The sequence below is a fragment of the Radiobacillus sp. PE A8.2 genome (genome assembly GCF_045635475.1).
In the GTDB taxonomy this organism is placed as follows: domain Bacteria; phylum Bacillota; class Bacilli; order Bacillales; family Amphibacillaceae; genus JBJGXI01.
This window is the reverse complement of the sequence record NZ_JBJGXI010000009.1, coordinates 49,702-68,963: the sequence shown is the minus strand read 5'-3', so window position 1 is coordinate 68,963 and position 19,262 is coordinate 49,702. Positions and strand designations below refer to the sequence as shown.

The window sequence follows — 19,262 nt, the reverse complement described above, 5'->3', positions numbered from 1 at the left end:
TGCTTTATACAACTTTTTTAGAACAACTCATTGTTCAAATTGGCTTTAATTTTTGTTGCGAATAAAATCAATATACAGAATTTGATTATATTAATAAATCTAGGTTACATGAAGTGTTCTATGTATGTGTTGTGTAGACAAGCTTGGATACTCCTAGTAAGATGTGTATACGAATAAAAAACTGGCCATTTCAAAATGAGCAGTAGTAAAGGATCAAAGGTGATTAGATGGCAAAGGATACCATTTTAACTGCAGAGGATGTCATAAATCAGGCTTCCACATATCTTTCCAAAGAAGATACGGATTTTGTTCGACGTGCCTATGAATTTGCTGAAGCAGCACATAGGGGCCAAACTAGAAAATCCGGCGAGCCGTATATTATACATCCAATTCAAGTAGCGGGGATATTAGTTCATTTAGAATTAGATCCGGAAACAATAGCTAGTGGATTTTTACATGATGTCGTAGAGGACACAAATGTAACAGTTGATGAGCTTACAGAAGCATTTAATAGTGAAGTAGCAATGCTTGTTGATGGTGTTTCCAAGCTAGGAAAAATTAAATATAAATCGAAAGAAGCACAGCAAGCCGAGAATCATCGCAAAATGTTTATTGCAATGGCTAGAGATATTCGCGTTATCTTAATAAAGCTAGCAGACAGGCTACACAATATGCGTACCCTAAAGCATCTGCCACCTGAGAAGCAGAGAAGAATAGCAAATGAGACACTAGAGATATTTTCTCCACTTGCTCATCGGTTAGGTATTTCTACGATTAAGTGGGAACTAGAGGATACTGCATTACGATATTTAAATCCCCAGCAATATTACCGGATTGTTCACTTGATGAAGCAAAAGCGTGAGGAACGAGAAAGTTATATTGATGAAGTCATGCAGGAAGTGCATAATCAACTGCAGGAAGTTAATATTCATGCTGATTTTTCAGGTAGGCCCAAGCATATTTATAGTATTTATCGAAAAATGGTGCTGCAAAATAAACAATTTAATGAGATCTACGATTTATTAGCGGTAAGAATCATCGTTAGTAGTATCAAAGATTGTTATGCCGTGCTTGGTATCATTCATACATGCTGGAAGCCGATGCCTGGTCGATTTAAAGATTATATAGCGATGCCAAAGCCGAATCTATACCAATCGTTGCATACAACAGTGATTGGACCAAAAGGTGCGCCATTAGAAGTCCAAATTCGAACGAAAGATATGCACGAGATCGCTGAATACGGGATTGCAGCTCATTGGGCATATAAAGAAGGCAGAAAGTTAGATCATCATAAGCAAACAAATGAAGAAAAATTATCTTGGTTCCGCGAAATTTTAGAATGGCAAAATGAGACACATGATGCTGAGGAATTCATGGAATCATTAAAAATTGATCTGTTTTCTGATATGGTTTATATATTTACGCCAAAAGGAGACGTGTTTGAGCTCCCAGCTGGCTCCGTGCCGTTGGATTTTGCTTATAAGATTCATACAGAGATAGGGAATCAAACGATTGGGGCGCGTGTGAACGGTAAGATGGAGCCATTAGACTACAAGCTGGACACTGGTGATATCGTAGAGGTGATGACCTCTAAGCACTCGTATGGTCCTTCTCAAGACTGGCTGAAGATGACCCAAACATCTCAAGCCAAGAATAAGATTAAGCAATTCTTTAAAAAACAGCGTCGTGAAGAAAATATTGCAAAAGGCAAAGAGTTAGTTGAAAAAGAAGTGAAAGCAGCTGGATTTGAAGCAAAAACGATTTTCACTGCCGATAATGTTGAGAAAATCGCCAAAAAATTCAATTTCACTAGTGATGAAGATATGTATGCAGCTGTTGGATACCAAGGAATAACTGCTTCCCAAATTGCGACAAGATTAACAGAAAAAGCAAGAAGACAGGAAAAGAATAAGCAATTGGAAGAAACGTTAGAAAATGTTAAAACGAGTGCGACCAAATCGAAAATCTCCCACAAGCGTGATTCGGGTGTCCGAGTTGAGGGAGTTGACAATTTACTTGTACGTCTGTCCAAGTGTTGTAATCCTGTCCCAGGTGATGAGATTGTTGGATACATTACGAAGGGTAGAGGCGTATCTGTTCATCGTGATGATTGTCCAAATGTGCAAACGGATAAAGAGGAGGATCGTATTCTCCAAGTAGCATGGGAAAATACTGACACACAAACGAAACAATACCATGTTGATTTAGAAATATCTGGTTTTGATCGTCGTGGCTTACTAAATGATGTTCTCCAAGCGGTGAATGAAGCAAAGACGAATATCATTGCTGTTAATGGAAAATCGGATCGAAACAAAATGGCTCTCATTCATATCACTATTTTGATTCATAATACGAGCCATTTGCGAAAAATTGTTGATCGATTAAAACAGATTCAAGATGTGTATACGGTAAAAAGGATGTTGCAATAGTATGAAGGAGAGCTAGTTATGAAAGCTGTAATTCAACGTGCCAAAGATGCAAGTGTAACTGTCGAAGGAAAAATAACAGGGGAAATAGCATTTGGCTTGGTTGTCTTAGTTGGGATTACCCATGAGGATTCAGAAGAAGATGTTAGCTATCTTGTAAATAAAATTGCTAATTTAAGAATTTTCGAAGATGAGCATGAGAAAATGAACTTGTCTCTTAAAGATGTTGGTGCTGGCGTTTTGTCCATTTCTCAGTTTACGTTATACGGTGATAGTCGCAAAGGTAGACGACCGAACTTTATGGCAGCTGCCAAGCCTGAGGTTGCTAATCCTTTATACGAAAAATTTAATTCCTTGCTAAGGGAAGAGGGAATAACTGTTGAAACTGGAGAATTCGGTGCAATGATGGACGTTCAATTTACGAATGTCGGTCCTGTCACTTTAATTTTGGATAGCGATGAAAGAAAATAAAGCATGTAAAAATGCGCATGGATCAATTCCATGCGCATTTTTATATCTTAATTGGTGCCTATTTTATAAAAGATTATTGTTATTACGTAAAATAGCTAATATGCGTCGTAGTGCAAAGGTGCTTACTGATCTTACAAGTGCACCGCTCCGTCCCTACACTTTGCTTTCCGCGGGGGCTAGTGAGCCTCCTCGCGCCTTCGCGCTCCGGGGTCTCACTTACGCCGTTTCTTAAGGACTACAGGCTAAAACCGTCCTTGTCGGACAACGCCTGCATGACCCTTGCCGGGCCACAGGAGTCAAAGTGTAGGGCCTACGCTTCATAAAAGGTGTGTAACAGTACCCTAAGCTGTGGAAAAATACGCCACTCCAGCGGGAGAGGGACAGTCTGAAGACCCCGCAGAGAGCGCTCTTTGCGATCGAGGCGGAGTAGAGCGTTCCCCGCGGAAAGGGCGTATTTTTCCGCAGCGCCGGATTAGCAATCACTACTACGACGGATATTACTTCAATTATGATGTTTTAAAAAACAACAAACTTTACGAAAAGAGCCTAATTAAGAGATCTGAAATAATTATTTAATCCACTAATTACTCCTTGTGCAACTTTTTCTTGAAACGCTTCAGATTGAAAGTTTTGTTCTTCTTCTGTATTAGATATAAACCCTAGTTCTAATAAAACCGCTGGTCGATTATTATTTCTCGTAACAGCAAAGTTCTCTTGTCTGTAATCTCTGTCTCTTAAAGCAGTCGAATCGACTAACCCTTTTTGTATAAATGCTGCCAACTCTTCATCTACATCACTATAGTAGAAGGTGCTTACTCCCCCTGCATTAGGGTAAGCAGGTGTACTATTATAATGGATACTTAGAAATGCATCTGCTTCTACTAGGTTTGATAAGGTGCTTCGAGCAATTAAGGTTTTAAAGTTGTCTGTACTACGAGTTAGAATGACTTCCGCTCCTAAAATTTCTAACTTCTGTTTTAATGCTTTAGCTGTTAGTAGGTTATAGTCTTTTTCATAATTACCACTAGCTCCAATTGCTCCGACATCATAGCCTCCATGACCAGGGTCAAGCACAATTGTTTTATCTTTAATTTCATTTGCTTCAGGAGTAGATGAGATTGTAGCTCCTTCAGCAGTTACCCAACTAGGGATATAGCCAGTTTGTTCTTGCCAACTAATTTGATACCAGTCGCCTTCTTTTCCTTCTAAATTTACTGTTTCATCTTTATTGATACTCCCAATGATATCGAAAGAAGTTGAGGCTCCATCTCGAATGTTCGTTTCATTGTAAAGGATCGTAACAGTTCCTTCTAATTCTTCTGTTTGTTCTTCAGGTAGTGACACATATTCAGTTGTTACCCATCCGGTAGTATCACCAATTTGTAACTCGACCCAATCTCCTTGCTCTTGAAGAATAGGGTAGGTATCGTTTTGATGTACTTGTCCAATTCTTTCATAGTTCGTTCCTGGTCCACTCCGAACATTTAAATTATCCACGTTAATAATCGCTTCGCTTGCATAAACAGAGGAAGAAATGGATAAAACTAACAGAATAGCGATTAACAGTGTAACTAGTTTAGATCTGATTTTCAACAGGTTTTTCCCCCAAACACAGATAGATATTTTTTAAAAAATAACTTCTTGCTTATATATAGTAATAAAAAACTAGGTAATAAGTCAAAATATACCTAGGAGGATTGATGAAACGTATGAGGACAAATGAGAAACAAGCTGGAGTACAAGCTAATGAGCACATGATTGGTGCTAACTTTCACCGATTTATGGAATTGGAAGGTAATACCCATAGCCTAGAGATTGCCCAAGAACTAGGGTTATCATTAGGGGATGTAAAAAAACTGAAACGAAAGCTAAATCGTTCTTGACAACAGTCGTTGCAGCCAGTATGATTAGAACAATTAAAATTGAATCGGAAAGCTGATGACGGAAAAAGTACTCAGAGCATGTCATGGAAAGAGATTGGATACCATAGGCTGAAAGTATTCTACATGATAACCTGATGAAAGACATTCCTTAGGTTTTGTATTGAAACGAACGGAGTAAATACAAACGTCTTGCAGGCGTTATCTGTGAAAGTGGAGGTTGTATGACAACCTCAACTAGGGTGGCAACGCGGGTGAACTCCCGTCCCTTTTTACTAAGGGACGGGAGTTTATTTTTGTCCATTTTTAGAGTTGTTACTGAATTCAGAACAGATTCGATTCAAAATATCGTTACTTCGCAAAATACGGTGCGAATGTATACATAATGACACAAGCGTGACCAGAAGAGTGAGGGGGTACTTATATGAATATTAAAGCACCAAGAGGAACACAAGATCTTTTGCCAGGATACACAGAAAAATGGCAATACGTAGAAAAGGTGTTAACTGATTTATGTCGACGTTACGATTATAAAGAAATCCGGACACCAATTTTCGAGCATACCGAATTATTTCAGCGAGGTGTAGGTGATTCAACGGATATCGTACAAAAGGAAATGTACACGTTCACTGATCGCGGTGACCGAAGTATTACGTTAAGACCTGAAGGAACAGCATCTGTTGTACGAGCTTTTGTTGAAAACAAAATGTTTGGCTCAGCCAATCAGCCGACAAAATTGTTTTACTTTGGTCCAATGTTCCGTTACGAAAGACCGCAACAAGGAAGAATGCGACAGTTTGTTCAATTCGGTGTCGAAGCGCTAGGAAGTGATGACCCAGCTATTGATGCAGAGGTAATATCATTAGCAATGGAAGCTTATCAACAACTCGGACTCCGTTCTTTAAAGCTTGTTATAAATAGCTTAGGGGATACTGAAAGCAGAACCAATCACAGACAAGCACTTATTGACCACTTTAAGCCAGTAAAAGAAGAATTATGTGAGGATTGTCAGTTGCGCCTAGAGCAAAATCCGATGCGTATTTTGGATTGTAAAAAGGATCGAGAACACCCAGCAATGCTAGCAGCGCCTTCTATTTTAGATTACTTAAACGAAGATTCGATGGCATATTTTGAAAAAGTAAAACAGTACCTTGATGCTATGGGTATTGCCTATGTGGTTGATAAGAACCTAGTTCGTGGCTTGGACTATTATAATCATACTGCTTTTGAAATCATGAGTGAAGCAGAAGGATTCGGTGCGATTACAACACTGTCTGGCGGAGGTCGTTACAACGGTTTAGTGCAGGATTTAGGCGGACCAGAAACGCCTGGTATTGGCTTTGCTTTTAGTATTGAACGACTGCTAATGGCATTGGAAGCAGAAGGTGTGGGACTTCCTATTGATGAAGCATTGGATTGTTATATTATTTCCATGGGTGAAGAGACAAATATCGAGGCGGTACGTCTGACTTATGCATTGCGTAAAGCAGGTATACAGGTAGATAAGGATTATTTAGATAAGAAATTCAAAGCACAATTTAAAGCAGCTGATCGGAAACGTGCTAAATACGTTATTGTTATCGGGGAAGACGAGTTAACTAGACAGATCGTTACTGTCAAGCAGATGGATACTGGTGAACAAACGGAAATCGCTTTTAAAGATATAGTTGATTATTTGCAGGAACAGTTGCAAGGAGGAAAGTAACATGTCAGAACAGCGACAAATGGTAGGGGTATTGAGAAACAGTGATGTAGGTGAACGTGTTCAACTAAAAGGATGGGTACAAAAGCGTCGAGATTTAGGGGGCTTAATATTTATTGATCTTCGTGACAGATCGGGATTAGTCCAAGTTGTCTTTAATCCAGATGTATCGGCACAAGCCTTGGAAGTAGCTAATAAGGTAAGAAGTGAATATGTATTAGAGGTTGTTGGGAAAGTTGTAGCTCGTGAAGCAACAACAATAAATCCGAAAATGAATACAGGGGAAATCGAAGTGATTGTAGAAGAAATTACAATCCTTAACAAAGCAAAGAACCCTCCGTTTCAAATTCAAGATGAGACGGATGTTGCAGAAGACTTACGATTAAAGTATCGCTATCTTGATTTGCGCCGTGAACCGATGCAACAAACGTTCAAGCTTCGCCACAAGGCAACACAAGTAATTCGTAGCTTCTTGAATGAGGAAGAATATTTAGAAATGGAAACACCAATGCTGACGAAAAGCACGCCTGAAGGTGCGCGTGACTATCTAGTACCAAGCCGAGTCCATCCGGGACACTTTTATGCATTGCCACAATCGCCACAGTTATTTAAACAGTTGTTAATGGTGTCAGGATTTGAACGTTATTATCAATTTGCACGTTGCTTCCGTGACGAAGATTTACGTGCTGACCGTCAGCCGGAATTTACCCAAATTGATATTGAGACATCATTTATGACAAGTGATGATATTATGGAAATGACAGAACGAATGATGAAAAAAATGATGGCAGAAGTAAAAGAAGTTAATATCGAAACACCATTTGAACACTTAAGCTACGATGAAGCAATGGAACGATTTGGATCAGATAAGCCAGATACACGATTTGCGATGGAACTTGTAAATGTATCCGAAATTGTTCAAGGCTCAGGATTCAAAGTGTTTGAAAGTGCCGTAACTTCTGGAGGCAAGGTTAGTGCCTTAAATGTAAAAGGAGCAGCAACTAAGTTTTCACGTAAGGACATCGACGGGTTAACCGAATTTGTTAAAATATACGGAGCAAAAGGATTAGCTTGGTTGAAAGCTGAAGAAGATACGTTAAAAGGACCAATTTCTAAGTTCTTAACAGAGCAAGAGGTTGATGCTTTGAAGCAGCAGTTACAAGTAGAAGAATCTGATTTATTGTTATTCGTAGCTGACAAGACGAGTGTTGTATATGATAGTCTTGGGGCACTAAGAATGAAGCTAGGTAAGCAACTACAATTAATTGATGAAACTGCCTTTAATTTCTTATGGGTAACAGATTGGCCACTTTTCGAGTACGACGAAGAATTAGGAAGATATTTTGCAGCACACCATCCATTTACAATGCCAGCTGTAGAAGATATTGATAAGTTAGATAGTAACCCTGGTGATGTCAAAGCTCAAGCATATGACCTTGTATTAAACGGTTATGAACTTGGTGGAGGTTCACTTCGTATTTACCAGAGCGAATTGCAAAACAAGATGTTTGAAGTATTGGGTTTCTCAGAAGAAGAAGCAAGAGCACAATTTGGCTTTTTGCTTGACGCTCTGGAATTTGGTGCACCACCACATGGTGGGATTGCACTTGGATTTGATCGTATGGTGATGCTTCTCGCTGGAAGAAACAACTTAAGAGATACGATCCTGTTCCCGAAAACAGCATCTGCTTCTTGTTTATTAACAGAGGCACCTGGAGATGTTAGTGAAAGCCAGCTTGAAGAACTTAATTTGCAACTAAAACTTAAGCAGGAAGACGAGTAGTCGTTGTAGTTGTAAGCAAAATGTCATATAAGTGCAATTGAAAAAAGCGCTTTAATATGTTATTATTTAATTACAATAAAAAACAATCCTGATGTGTCCGTTTAATTATTGATGTTTTGACCGAACATAACTAGAATGGGAGCCTTTGGTTTTCTTATGGCATACATGCCTCAGTAAAGAGGAAGTATAAGATAAGGAACCGGGCACCCACCTGCATACAAGCGGGGATCAAAACTCAACTAAATGGACGGCACAATTGGGATTGAACGTTACATAACAAAAAGCCATGAGATTTTATAAATCTCATGGCTTTTCTATTAATGTGGCATTACCGCCTAGCTTTACAGTCTTCATGATTTAGCTAGAATGCGACGTAGTGCATAGGTGCGCACTAATCATACATGTGCACCGCTCCGGCCCTACACTTTGCTTTCCGCGGGGGCTAGTGAGCCTCCTCGCGCTGCGGGGTCTCACTTACGCCGCTAGTCCCCTAGTCCCGCAGGAGTCAAAGTATAGGGCCTACGCTTCATAAAAGGTGTGTAACAGAATACTACTTTAAGCTGTGGGAAAATACGCCACTCCAGCGTTCCCGCGGAAAGGGCGCATTTTTCCACAGCGCCGCATCAACAGATTATCTAGCAACTTGTTCTAAATTGCCGTTCTTTTCCATTCGGAATGCTGGACTTGGAATGTTACCATCTTCATCAAATACGACCATTTTTCTTGCTCTATCCATAATTTGAATAAGAACTTGATAGTCTTCTTGAATGGTACTTAATTGTTCCTGCAATTGTTGCACTTTCTTATGCATCATTTGATTTTCTTCACTTAGAGATTTGTTTTCCTCTTCTAGCTTCACTAGATTTTTCTTGGAACGATTAGATTCATAATAATCATGTTTCATCGTTGATAGATAATCAATTACTGAATCTAAACTCATAGATCTATTCGTATTCATTACTGGTATACTACTTTCTACCTGTTCCTCGTCTTCTTCCATATAGGTAGAGTCTTCAAAAGCAGATGCATCAAACGACATGTTTGCGGCTTGTGGCAAGGCTGTTTGATGATGGATTGTTTTTTGAGATTTAGCCATTGCGCGTTTTTTCTCCTTGCGCTGTCTTTTGGCAATCGAAACCGCTTGTTCATAACGTTTTCTTACTTCAGCGTTCCAGCGAAATCCGCAAGCGGCAGAAGTTCTATTTAATTTATCACCAACTTCTTCAAACGCGTTTAATTGCGTGCTTCCTTCTCTAATATGACGTAATACAGTTTCAGCTAATAATAAATCATCTTCATGGGACCAAGCGTCCTGTCTTACTTTCACCAAAATAATTCCACTCCTTCTCATGTATGCTATGTGTTTTTTAAATTAATTTAATAGAACTAGAATGTTAATTTTACTGATAGCATTACCGGAAAGAGTTATAATTATACTATTAATTCATTACTTTCTATTTTTCTCAATAATTTTTTCATATACTTGCTTTAATGATAGTTCGAATTTACCAGTATTTTTAGGACGATAGTATTGTTTGTGTTTCAAGTTATCCGGCAAATATTGCTGTTTTACCCAACCGCCTTCATAGCTGTGTGGATACTTGTAATCTATTCCTCTACCTAAATGCTTGGCTCCTTTGTAATGGGCATCTTTTAAATGCAACGGAATATCACCAACATTTCCTGTCCGAATATCGGACAATGCTTCATCAAGTGCGGAATACGCACTATTGGATTTTGGTGATAAACATAATTCAACAATAGCAACTGACAAAGGAATGCGGGCTTCAGGAAAGCCAACACGCTCTGCTGCTTCAACAGCAGCTAATGCACGTGGGCCAGCTTGTGGATTTGCAATCCCAATATCCTCATAGGCACAAACAATCATTCTTCTTGCTATACTATCTAGATCACCTGCTTCAATTAATCTCGCCAAATAATGGAGTGCCGCGTTAACATCACTGCCTCTAATTGATTTTTGAAAAGCGGATAGCACGTCATAATGGGCGTCCCCGTTCTTATCATGTGAAAAACTTTTCTTCTGCATACATTGCTCTGCGACAGCTATATCAATCAGAATACTTACCTCGCCGTTTTGCGGTGTGGAAAAGGCAGCTAACTCTAACCCATTCAATGCTGCACGCAAATCGCCATTGGCAGCAGTGGCAAAATGCTTTAATGCATCTTCTGTTACGTTCAAATTCAACTTTCCAAACCCATTCGTTTCATCCGAGATTGCCCGGTCAATGGCTTGTCGTATATCATCTTCTTCTAGGCGGTGAAGCTCAAACAAGTGACAGCGACTACGAATGGCAGGGTTAATAGAGTGATAAGGATTACTTGTTGTACAACCTATCAATGTAACTAGATTACTTTCTACATGTGGTAATAGAAAATCTTGCTTCGCTTTATCTAGTCGGTGAACTTCATCTAAAATAAGCACTAACTGTCCTGACATTTTCGCTTCTTCGACAGCGATTTCCATATCTTTTTTCTTATCTACAACTGCATTTAACATTTTAAATCGTAAGTTTAGATTTTTTGCTAATGCCATTGCCATTGATGTTTTACCAGTTCCAGGTGGACCAAATAAAATCATTGATGCAAGGCGATTGGCATCTACCATTCTTTTAACCATTTTGCCGTTACCGACTAAATGAGATTGTCCGATAATTTCGTCTATACTTTGTGGACGCATCCGAAATGCGAGTGGTTTTTGGCTCATCATTATAGCTCCTTTATACCAAACGGTCAGGCAGCAGAATTTTATGCTTGACGATTGCACTATTTTCAAATAAAATATCTATTTTTAGCGTAATCACAATCCTAAAAAAATGCAAGAAACTTGCCATTCATGCTATAATAGCGGTTGTTAAAGACAAGAAATCATCCTAAATTAAGAACAATAGTTTCATTTCATTTTATAAACGCCTTAAAAGAGGTAAAATAAACTATAAATACTAGAATCAACTTTAAATTGTAATAGAAAAGAACAAATCGTGTATCTGGTATATGAAGAGGTGAATTAGGTGAAAATTTCTACAAAAGGACGTTATGGATTAACAATTATGATTGAATTGGCTAAGCATATGGGAGATGGACCAATCTCATTAAAAACCATTGCAACGGATAATAATTTATCGGAGCATTATTTAGAGCAGTTGATTGCACCATTGCGAAATGCATCTTTAGTTAAAAGTGTTCGTGGTGCATACGGAGGGTACATGTTAGCAAAAGATCCTACAGAAATTACTGCAGGCGATATTATTCGTGTTCTAGAAGGACCGATAACCCCTGTTGAAGGAATCGAGGACGAAGAGCCAGCAAAACAAGCCCTATGGATGCGTATACGAGATGCAGTCAAAGATGTTCTTGACACGACAACCTTGGATGACTTACAGAAGCATGGGGATGATGATAGCCAGGAGCCTTACATGTTTTACATTTAAAGAGGTTGTTCAAAAAGGTGCCAAATAATCAGCGGCGAACTCTAGAGTTGGTTTGTCTATCCGGTCCTCATGTAGGAAAAGCCTACACTGCGGTCCTCTAGACTTCACCGCCTCGACCTTCTTGCTGCTAATTCGTCACCTTTTTGAACACGCACTTAAACGAAGGAAGGATCACGATGAAACCAATCTATTTAGACCATGCAGCGACTACTCCTGTTCATCCGGAAGTAATTCAAGCGATGATACCAGCACTTGAGGATATATACGGAAATCCTTCCAGTGTGCACCATTTTGGTAGAAAAGCACGTCAATTACTTGATCAGGCAAGAACAGTGATGGCTAAAAGCATTCACGCTACCGAAAAAGATATAATATTTACGAGTGGTGGCACAGAAGCTGATAATATAGCATTAATAGGTTCTGCGATGGTTAATAAGGATAAGGGAAATCACATTATCACAACAACAATCGAACATCATGCAACGCTTCATGCTGCTGAATATTTAGAAAAACAAGGATTTAAGGTTACTTATCTACCTGTCAATGAGGAAGGGCAAGTAAGTGTCAAGCAGCTAGAAGCAGCGTTAACCGATGATACGATCGTTGTATCAGTCATGTATGTAAATAACGAAACAGGTGTCATTCAGCCTATTAAAGAAATAGGTGCTGTCTTGAAAGAACATCAAGCATATTTTCATACCGATGCTGTTCAAGCATATGGCACGTTGGATATAGATGTAAAAGAACTAGGTGTTGATTTACTATCCGTGTCTTCTCATAAAATAAACGGACCAAAAGGAATTGGATTTCTTTATGCAAGAGAAGGCATAAAAGTACAATCTTTATTACATGGTGGGCAGCAGGAACGAAAGCGTCGTCCCGGGACGGAGCATGTTGCGGGAATTAAAGGCTTTCAGCATGCGGTTGAAATAGCTGTAAAGGAAAGACAAGAAAAAGTTAATACGTACCGCAACTATAAGCAATTATTTATCGATCACTTAGAAAAAGCAGGAGTTAATTTTGCTGTTAATGGAAATCTAGAAAAAATAGTTCCAACTATTATTAATCTGAGCTTTCCCGGTACAAATGTAGAAGCCTTGTTAACAAACTTTGATTTGTCTGGAATTGCAGCGTCCAGTGGCAGTGCTTGTACAGCTGGTTCTGTGGAGCCTTCGCATGTATTGTCGGCAATGTACGGTTCAGAAGATCGTAGAACGGTGAACTCGATTCGATTCAGTTTTGGATTAGCCAATACAGAAGAAAATGTTGTTGAAGCAGCAGAACGGGTAACTAAAATTGTTAAACGATTAACAAAGCATTAATCTAGGAGGTGAATCACCATGAAAGATAATAAAGATACAAGAGTAGTTGTTGGGATGAGTGGCGGTGTTGATTCATCTGTTACTGCACTACTATTAAAGCAACAAGGCTATGATGTTGTAGGAATATTTATGAAAAACTGGGATGATACAGATGAAAACGGCGTTTGTACAGCAACAGAAGATTTTGATGATGTTGTGCGCGTATGTAATCAACTGGATATTCCTTACTACGCTGTTAATTTTGAAAAGCAATACTGGGATAAGGTATTCACGTACTTTTTAAATGAATATAAAGCAGGTCGCACGCCGAATCCGGATGTTATGTGTAATAAAGAAATTAAATTCAAAGCATTTCTAGAGCATGCATTATCCTTAGGTGCGGATTACTTAGCTACTGGTCATTATGCACAAGTGAAAAAAGTTGGTGACCATTATGAAATGCTTCGTGGCGTTGATGACAATAAAGACCAAACGTATTTCTTAAATCAATTATCACAAGATGTGCTTGCGAAAGTAATGTTTCCATTAGGTGAAATCCCGAAGAAGGAAGTAAGAAAAATCGCTGCTGAACATGATTTAGCAACCGCACATAAAAAGGATAGCACGGGTATTTGTTTTATTGGGGAACGCAATTTCAAAGAATTCCTTAGTGAGTACCTTCCCGCACAACCAGGTAAAATGAAGACTTTATCAGGTGTTGAAAAAGGTAAGCATGAAGGACTGATGTACTATACGATTGGACAACGTCAAGGTCTTGGGATTGGTGGACCAGGTGATCCTTGGTTTGTCGTAGGTAAAAACTTGGAAGACAATGTTTTATATGTGGAGCAAGGTTATCATAATGATTATTTATTTTCAGATGAACTAATTGCTACGGACTTAAATTGGATTAATGGTAAGCCGGAGAAAGAAGAGTTCACCTGTACGGCAAAATTCCGCTATCGTCAAAATGATAGTAAAGTTACCATTAACCTATTAGCAGATGGAAAAGTACGTGTTACTTTTGCTGAACCGGAAAGAGCGATCACACCAGGGCAAGCCGTTGTCTTTTATCAAGGAGAAACATGCTTAGGTGGCGGTACGATAGATGAAATTATTAAAAACGATAAGTATTTAGATTATGTCGGGTAGAATCACAGGCAGTAAACGTTAATCGTTTACTTTGAAGGGACAGACGTGTGCGGGAACGAGTATCCTACAATGCCGTCTGTCCTTCTATCTGATTTTAGTGCGAAAGGGTGTAAATTATGGACAAAGTAGAGCAAGGTATTGCATTAATGAAAGAACAGAAACTAGAAGAGGCTGCAAAACTGTTTAACGAGGTGATTGAAGAAGAACCGGCCAACCCAGTTGGTTATATTAACTTTGGAAACCTTCTTTTACATATGAATGATTTAGATAGAGCAGAAAATTTCTTTAGTAAGGCAATCGAATTAGATGATCAAGCAGCGACTGCTTATTATGGACTTGGCAATGTTTACTTCGAACAAGACAAATTAATTAAAGCAAAGAACAGCTTTCAAAAAGCAATTGATGTAGGCTTAGAGGAGGCAGACGTATATTTTATGCTCGGATTAACGCTACAGCATCAGGAACATGAAAAATTAGCACTTCCTTTCCTACAACGAGCGACTGAATTAAATCCTACTGATGAAATTGCATTATTTCAATATGGACTAGCACTTGCTCAAACAGAGTATATTGATTTGGCACAACAAACACTTTATCGTGTGCTTGAAATCGATCCAAGCCATAGTGATGCACATTACAATATTGGTGTGACGTATTTATTCAATGATGATGCACAACAAGCCTTGGAACATTTTACAAAAGCACTAGAAATACAGCCAGAGCATTCACTTGCAGCAAATGGTAAAGCTGCAGTAGAAGAAATGTTAAAATAAGATAAAGTATTGTCGGTGAAACGAGGTGTTAGCAATGGAAAGCGCAGCAGATCAACAAAAAGGATTTATAAAAGGAGAGCTCATTCATAACATTTTTTTTAATGAGAGTGAGCATTTTTCTATTGCTAAAATTAAGGTAACCGAGACGAACGAAAAAATAGCAGACAAAGAAATTGTGATCAAAGGGTATTTTTCTCGTTTAGAACCAGGTGAATCTTATCAATTTGAAGGCGCTTTTGAAAACCACAAAAAATTTGGCATGCAATATAACGTCACTCATTTTACTAGAGATATTCCAACAACGAGAGACGGGCTAATTGCTTATCTTTCAAGTGATTTATTTTATGGTATAGGTAAAAAAACGGCAGCTAGAATAATCGATAAGCTTGGTGAAACAGCTGTTTCTAAAATCTTAAACGATGTTGATTGTTTATTGGATGTACAAGGAATGACGAAAGAGAAAGCGGAACGATTACATCATGATTTAAAAGAACATCAAGGGTTCGAACATGTTGTTGTTAATCTTTCGCAATATGGCTTTGGATTAAAAATGGCGCAAAAGATCTATCAGGCTTACAGAGAAAAAGCGATAGACATTTTAAAAACAGATCCGTATCAATATGTGTTTGATATTGAAGGATTTGGTTTTCAACGTGCGGATGAAGTTGCTAGACAGAACGGAATTGCAATGAATAATCCGAGTCGTATTCGTGCTGCTTGTATTTATACTTTACAGCAATGCATCCAAGAAGGACATGTGTATTTGTCTTTAAAAGACCATTTACAGCGAATTGATGACTTAATCAAAGGGGAGCAATTGGATATATCGTTTGATGAAATTTCCCGAGAAATAATAGAACTACACGAGCAGCAAAAATTAATTTTCATGAATTCTCGTGTATATTTGCCATCGCTTTACTATGCTGAAACAGGATTTGTTTCCAGTGTCGAACGGATTCTTTCTCATCCGGTGGAAGATGAATCAACCGAAGCAGAACTGCTGAAAATTGTTGGTAGTATTGAGGATGAAGAAGGATTAAGTTATGGTGGCGAACAATATACAGCAATTAAACAGGCGATGGCATCGAAGTTGATGATTTTAACGGGTGGTCCTGGTACTGGAAAAACAACCGTTATTAAAGGGATTATTAATGCCTATGCGCAAATTAATAAGCTTTCCTTAGATAAAGGTGATTATAAGGATGACGCTGATTATCCATTTGTGTTAACGGCACCAACAGGTAGAGCGTCAAAGCGTATCTACGAATCTACTGGGTTACCAGCAGTCACCATTCATCGCTTGTTAGGATGGAATGGGCAGGAATCGTTTGAGAAGGATGAAAATAATCCTTTGTCAGGGAAATTGCTCGTTATTGATGAGTTTTCGATGGTTGATATTTGGTTGGCCAATCAATTATTTAAAGCGGTTCCGGATGATATGCAAATTTTAATTGTTGGTGATGAAGACCAGCTTCCTTCTGTTGGACCTGGTCAAGTCTTAGCGGATTTACTTGCAAGTGGACATGTACCGTCAGTAAAACTGACGGAGGTATATCGTCAAAAAGAAGGTTCAAAGATTATTCAAATTGCCCATGCCATTAAGCAAAACAATTGTTCGGACGAATTATTAACGAAGGATCATGATTTTAATTTTATTAATTGTTCGGAGCATCAAGTTGTTGATGTTGTCGTGCAAATTGTGAAGCACGCACATCAAAAAGGGGTAGATATTCGAGATTTCCAAGTGTTGGCACCGATGTATCGGACACATGCAGGAATCCACCGCTTAAATGAAGAAATTCAAAAGCTGATTAACCCGAAATCAAGCCAGCGTCGCGAGATTCGAACACGAGATGCGGTCTTCCGTAAAGGTGACAAAGTAATTCAATTAGTGAATCAGCCAGAAGACGGCGTGTTTAATGGTGACATTGGCGAAATCGCAGCGATCATGGAGGAAGACGAAAATGAGGACAAGACAGAGCAAGTAATCGTCCAATTTGATGAAAAAGAAGTTGCTTACGAGCGTAAAGATTTGAATAATTTAATGCATGCCTATTGTACGTCGATACATAAATCACAAGGCAGCGAGTTTCCGATTGTAATCTTACCTGTTGTCCCAGGATATCGACGTATGTTACGGAAAAATTTGCTTTATACTGCGATAACACGATGTAAAAAATCGTTAATTGTTTGTGGTGACAAACAAGCTTTTCTTCGAGGTGTAAAAGAAGAGGATACGAATAAACGAAATACAACACTATCCGAATTGATGCAGCAATTAAATGCCGATCATAAAACAGAACAGTCACAACAGACAGAGGAAGAGGAAGAACTTTCCCCTTATGATTTTATGTAATTGTCCGCACACTAAGGGTACCATTTGATTTTTGCTTATATTTTTACTAAATTTGGGCATACTTGTTAAAAACTTTTGAAAGAGCAAGGAGTTGCTATACGTTATGCACTGCCCAAATTGTAAAGGTAAGGATATTGGGAAAATTGGTAACCAACAGTTTTATTGTTGGACCTGTTTTATTGAACTGTCTGTCATGGATGGCGCGTTGGATATGCATCAAGTCGAGCCGGACGGAACGTTAAGTTCATTAAACGATCTATTTTCTGAAGAAGAGCGAAAACCTCAATGGTAATCTAAGATGGTGGTGATGATAGAATGAACAAAACTGTAACTTCGTTAGTTGCTTTAGGGATAGGTACGATGGTTTATCGTCAGGCAAAAAAGAATAATTACAATCTTGGAGATGTAATGGATAACCGTACGGTTAAACAAATGCAAAAAGGCATGCGTCGAGTGATGCGTAATTTCTAATAAGACGGACACAGATCATGATAAAAACATCTAAATTGGAAAACCTATATCTAAATCAGTTGGCGGCCCTTGACACTACGTAAGGGTCGTCTCTTAAAGTGATTCATGGATAGGAGGCGCGTGTTATATATGTTTAATCAAAAGAATTCAATGCACTACTTGTATTGGATTTTGATTGGGATATTATCGTTTTTATTTTTGTTTTTGTTAACGAAATTATTTCCATTGTATCAATCTTTCTTTTCTGTCATTTTTAAAATTTTAACACCTTTTATTATCTCAGCAGTAATTGCTTATTTGTTACATCCAATAATTGAAAAGCTCCATGAAAGTAACTTCCCTAGATGGTTCGCAATCATTTTTATTTATTTGCTTTTTTTTGGTGGCGTCGGTTTTATCTTTTACAAGGCGTTTCCAATGTTCATTCATCAATTGCGAGATTTGAATGAAAATCTTCCGCAATTTGTTGATACTTATCGTGCTTCTATTTATGGCATGTACGAACAAACATCGTATTTACCAGAAACCGTTCATGATCGGATGGATGATTTTTTGCATGAATTCGAAGAAGCGGTTACTAATATACTTACTGAAATGGTCAGACAAGCAACAAAAATTATGGATATCGTAATTGTCATTGCTGTTATACCGGTCCTCGTTTTTTACATGTTAAAAGATTTTAGTTTAATAAAATCGAGCTTATTTAAACTAACGCCAAGGAAGTATCGGGAAGATGGTAAGCAGTTATTACAAAAAATTGATAAAAGCCTAGGCGATTATATTCGTGGACAGTTATTAGTGTGTCTGTTCGTCGGGATTACCTCTTATGGGTTATTTTGGTTAATAGGAATTAAATACCCATTGTTATTAGCAATTGTTATCGGCACGACGAATATTATCCCATATTTTGGTCCGATCATTGGCGCAGTACCCGCTGTAATTATTGCTTTTACTGTTTCAATTAAAATGGTGCTTTTCGTTATTTTATCGGTATTCATTGTACAGATTATCGAGGGAAACTTACTTTCTCCATTTATTGTCGGGAAAAGCGTCAACATTCACCCAATCTTAATTATATTTGCTTTACTAGTCGGTGGTGAAATTGGTGGGATTATTGGTATGATTATTGCCATTCCAGTACTGTCCGTTATCAAAGTTGTGCTCGTCCATACGCGAGCATATAGAGCAAGTAATTGACAGGTGTGAGAATTTTGTCTATAATATCGCATAGCAAAGGTGATTTGCATTTTGTGCGAAAGCAACATAATGTGCCTTACTCAAGGCATCACTAAATAACTTTAATAACAAAATCAAAGATGATCACGAGTACATGATTTTCACTTGTCTAAAGAGAGGAATTTCCGAGGCTGGAAGAAGTTCTAGATAAGCATCATGGAAGCTAGGATCGGAGTGTGGCTAATCCCCACCGGTTTGCACCGTTACAGCGCTATAAGGTGATGGAACAAATTTGTGTTCCATAATTAGGGTGGTACCGCGA

Annotated in this window: 16 protein-coding genes, 1 other RNA gene and 2 other annotated features (1 of these 19 running past the window's edge); of the genes, 14 read left to right on the top strand and 3 right to left on the bottom strand. The window is 38.4% G+C overall.

Annotation, left to right across the window (positions count from 1 at the left end; translation table 11 throughout):
* Nucleotides 1–227: 227 nt before the first annotated feature.
* Entirely contained in the window at nucleotides 228–2,429 is a 2,202-nt protein-coding gene (locus tag ACI6MV_RS07065) for a RelA/SpoT family protein (protein ID WP_407269559.1), read from the top strand.
* Between the two features lie 18 nt (nucleotides 2,430–2,447).
* Complete coding sequence (gene dtd / locus ACI6MV_RS07060; RefSeq protein WP_407269557.1) at nucleotides 2,448–2,897, top strand: D-aminoacyl-tRNA deacylase; 450 nt, start codon at nucleotides 2,448–2,450, stop codon at nucleotides 2,895–2,897.
* A gap of 546 nt (nucleotides 2,898–3,443) precedes the next feature.
* Here the strand turns inward: dtd and ACI6MV_RS07055 are convergent.
* Entirely contained in the window at nucleotides 3,444–4,490 is a 1,047-nt protein-coding gene (locus ACI6MV_RS07055; RefSeq protein WP_407269555.1) for an N-acetylmuramoyl-L-alanine amidase family protein, read from the bottom strand.
* A gap of 107 nt (nucleotides 4,491–4,597) precedes the next feature.
* Here ACI6MV_RS07055 and ACI6MV_RS07050 point away from each other — a divergent pair, with 107 nt between their 5' ends.
* The 4 genes from ACI6MV_RS07050 (at nucleotide 4,598) to ssrS (ending at nucleotide 8,529) form a co-directional block, all read left to right on the top strand.
* The gene (locus ACI6MV_RS07050; protein ID WP_407269553.1) at nucleotides 4,598–4,780 is read left to right on the top strand and encodes a hypothetical protein; all 183 of its coding nucleotides are present in this window, start codon (nucleotides 4,598–4,600) and stop codon (nucleotides 4,778–4,780) included.
* Nucleotides 4,781–4,826: 46 nt separating this feature from the next.
* Nucleotides 4,827–5,050, top strand: a binding site (T-box leader).
* A 151-nt stretch (nucleotides 5,051–5,201) separates the two neighbouring features.
* Nucleotides 5,202–6,482 carry a histidine--tRNA ligase gene (gene hisS, locus ACI6MV_RS07045; RefSeq protein WP_407269552.1) on the top strand — a complete coding sequence of 427 codons (1,281 nt, stop codon included), beginning with the start codon at nucleotides 5,202–5,204 and terminating at the stop codon, nucleotides 6,480–6,482.
* Between the two features lies 1 nt (nucleotide 6,483).
* A complete protein-coding gene (aspS, locus tag ACI6MV_RS07040) occupies nucleotides 6,484–8,262 on the top strand; it encodes an aspartate--tRNA ligase (protein WP_407269551.1) in 1,779 nt (592 codons plus the stop codon).
* Nucleotides 8,263–8,344: 82 nt separating this feature from the next.
* Nucleotides 8,345–8,529: non-coding RNA, 6S RNA (gene ssrS, locus ACI6MV_RS07035), on the top strand.
* 364 nt (nucleotides 8,530–8,893) lie between these two features.
* On the opposite strand, the gene ACI6MV_RS07030 is transcribed toward ssrS, so the two are convergent.
* Both ACI6MV_RS07030 and ACI6MV_RS07025 read right to left on the bottom strand, forming a co-directional pair.
* Nucleotides 8,894–9,592, bottom strand: coding sequence for an RsfA family transcriptional regulator (locus ACI6MV_RS07030; RefSeq protein ID WP_407269549.1), 699 nt, complete (start codon nucleotides 9,590–9,592; stop codon nucleotides 8,894–8,896).
* A 117-nt stretch (nucleotides 9,593–9,709) separates the two neighbouring features.
* On the bottom strand, nucleotides 9,710–10,987 hold the full coding sequence (locus ACI6MV_RS07025) for a replication-associated recombination protein A (RefSeq protein WP_407269548.1): 1,278 nt from the start codon (nucleotides 10,985–10,987) through the stop codon (nucleotides 9,710–9,712).
* 304 nt (nucleotides 10,988–11,291) lie between these two features.
* On the opposite strand from ACI6MV_RS07025, the gene cymR reads away from it, so the two are divergent.
* The 8 genes from cymR (at nucleotide 11,292) to ACI6MV_RS06985 (ending at nucleotide 18,961) form a co-directional block, all read left to right on the top strand.
* Nucleotides 11,292–11,711 (top strand): cysteine metabolism transcriptional regulator CymR, encoded by a 420-nt coding sequence (gene cymR, locus ACI6MV_RS07020; protein ID WP_407269547.1) that lies wholly within the window; start codon nucleotides 11,292–11,294, stop codon nucleotides 11,709–11,711.
* Nucleotides 11,712–11,887: 176 nt separating this feature from the next.
* Complete coding sequence (locus ACI6MV_RS07015) at nucleotides 11,888–13,033, top strand: cysteine desulfurase family protein (RefSeq protein ID WP_407269546.1); 1,146 nt, start codon at nucleotides 11,888–11,890, stop codon at nucleotides 13,031–13,033.
* 18 nt (nucleotides 13,034–13,051) lie between these two features.
* The gene (mnmA, locus tag ACI6MV_RS07010) at nucleotides 13,052–14,164 is read left to right on the top strand and encodes a tRNA 2-thiouridine(34) synthase MnmA (protein ID WP_407269545.1); all 1,113 of its coding nucleotides are present in this window, start codon (nucleotides 13,052–13,054) and stop codon (nucleotides 14,162–14,164) included.
* 116 nt (nucleotides 14,165–14,280) lie between these two features.
* Nucleotides 14,281–14,937 carry a tetratricopeptide repeat protein gene (locus ACI6MV_RS07005; protein ID WP_407269544.1) on the top strand — a complete coding sequence of 219 codons (657 nt, stop codon included), beginning with the start codon at nucleotides 14,281–14,283 and terminating at the stop codon, nucleotides 14,935–14,937.
* Between the two features lie 34 nt (nucleotides 14,938–14,971).
* Nucleotides 14,972–17,293 carry an SF1B family DNA helicase RecD2 gene (gene recD2, locus ACI6MV_RS07000; RefSeq protein WP_407269543.1) on the top strand — a complete coding sequence of 774 codons (2,322 nt, stop codon included), beginning with the start codon at nucleotides 14,972–14,974 and terminating at the stop codon, nucleotides 17,291–17,293.
* Nucleotides 17,294–17,396: 103 nt separating this feature from the next.
* Nucleotides 17,397–17,585: a hypothetical protein gene (locus ACI6MV_RS06995; RefSeq protein ID WP_407269541.1), complete on the top strand. Its 189-nt coding sequence runs from the start codon at nucleotides 17,397–17,399 to the stop codon at nucleotides 17,583–17,585.
* A 23-nt stretch (nucleotides 17,586–17,608) separates the two neighbouring features.
* A complete protein-coding gene (locus tag ACI6MV_RS06990; protein WP_407269540.1) occupies nucleotides 17,609–17,764 on the top strand; it encodes a DUF3918 family protein in 156 nt (51 codons plus the stop codon).
* Between the two features lie 129 nt (nucleotides 17,765–17,893).
* Nucleotides 17,894–18,961 (top strand): AI-2E family transporter, encoded by a 1,068-nt coding sequence (locus ACI6MV_RS06985; protein WP_407269538.1) that lies wholly within the window; start codon nucleotides 17,894–17,896, stop codon nucleotides 18,959–18,961.
* Nucleotides 18,962–19,068: 107 nt separating this feature from the next.
* Nucleotides 19,069–19,262, top strand: a binding site (T-box leader) (it continues 19 nt past the right edge of the window).

What these genes read in the sequence shown, in the direction of transcription:
- ACI6MV_RS07065 (WP_407269559.1), top strand. Translation starts at nt 228, where the DNA reads ATGGCAAAGGATACCATTTTAACTGCAGAGGATGTCATAAATCAGGCT.
- dtd (WP_407269557.1), top strand. Translation starts at nt 2,448, where the DNA reads ATGAAAGCTGTAATTCAACGTGCCAAAGATGCAAGTGTAACTGTCGAA.
- ACI6MV_RS07050 (WP_407269553.1), top strand. Translation starts at nt 4,598, where the DNA reads ATGAAACGTATGAGGACAAATGAGAAACAAGCTGGAGTACAAGCTAAT.
- hisS (WP_407269552.1), top strand. Translation starts at nt 5,202, where the DNA reads ATGAATATTAAAGCACCAAGAGGAACACAAGATCTTTTGCCAGGATAC.
- aspS (WP_407269551.1), top strand. Translation starts at nt 6,484, where the DNA reads ATGTCAGAACAGCGACAAATGGTAGGGGTATTGAGAAACAGTGATGTA.
- ACI6MV_RS07025 (WP_407269548.1), bottom strand. Translation starts at nt 10,987, where the DNA reads ATGAGCCAAAAACCACTCGCATTTCGGATGCGTCCACAAAGTATAGAC.
- ACI6MV_RS07015 (WP_407269546.1), top strand. Translation starts at nt 11,888, where the DNA reads ATGAAACCAATCTATTTAGACCATGCAGCGACTACTCCTGTTCATCCG.
- mnmA (WP_407269545.1), top strand. Translation starts at nt 13,052, where the DNA reads ATGAAAGATAATAAAGATACAAGAGTAGTTGTTGGGATGAGTGGCGGT.
- ACI6MV_RS07005 (WP_407269544.1), top strand. Translation starts at nt 14,281, where the DNA reads ATGGACAAAGTAGAGCAAGGTATTGCATTAATGAAAGAACAGAAACTA.
- recD2 (WP_407269543.1), top strand. Translation starts at nt 14,972, where the DNA reads ATGGAAAGCGCAGCAGATCAACAAAAAGGATTTATAAAAGGAGAGCTC.
- ACI6MV_RS06995 (WP_407269541.1), top strand. Translation starts at nt 17,397, where the DNA reads ATGCACTGCCCAAATTGTAAAGGTAAGGATATTGGGAAAATTGGTAAC.
- ACI6MV_RS06990 (WP_407269540.1), top strand. Translation starts at nt 17,609, where the DNA reads ATGAACAAAACTGTAACTTCGTTAGTTGCTTTAGGGATAGGTACGATG.
- ACI6MV_RS06985 (WP_407269538.1), top strand. Translation starts at nt 17,894, where the DNA reads ATGTTTAATCAAAAGAATTCAATGCACTACTTGTATTGGATTTTGATT.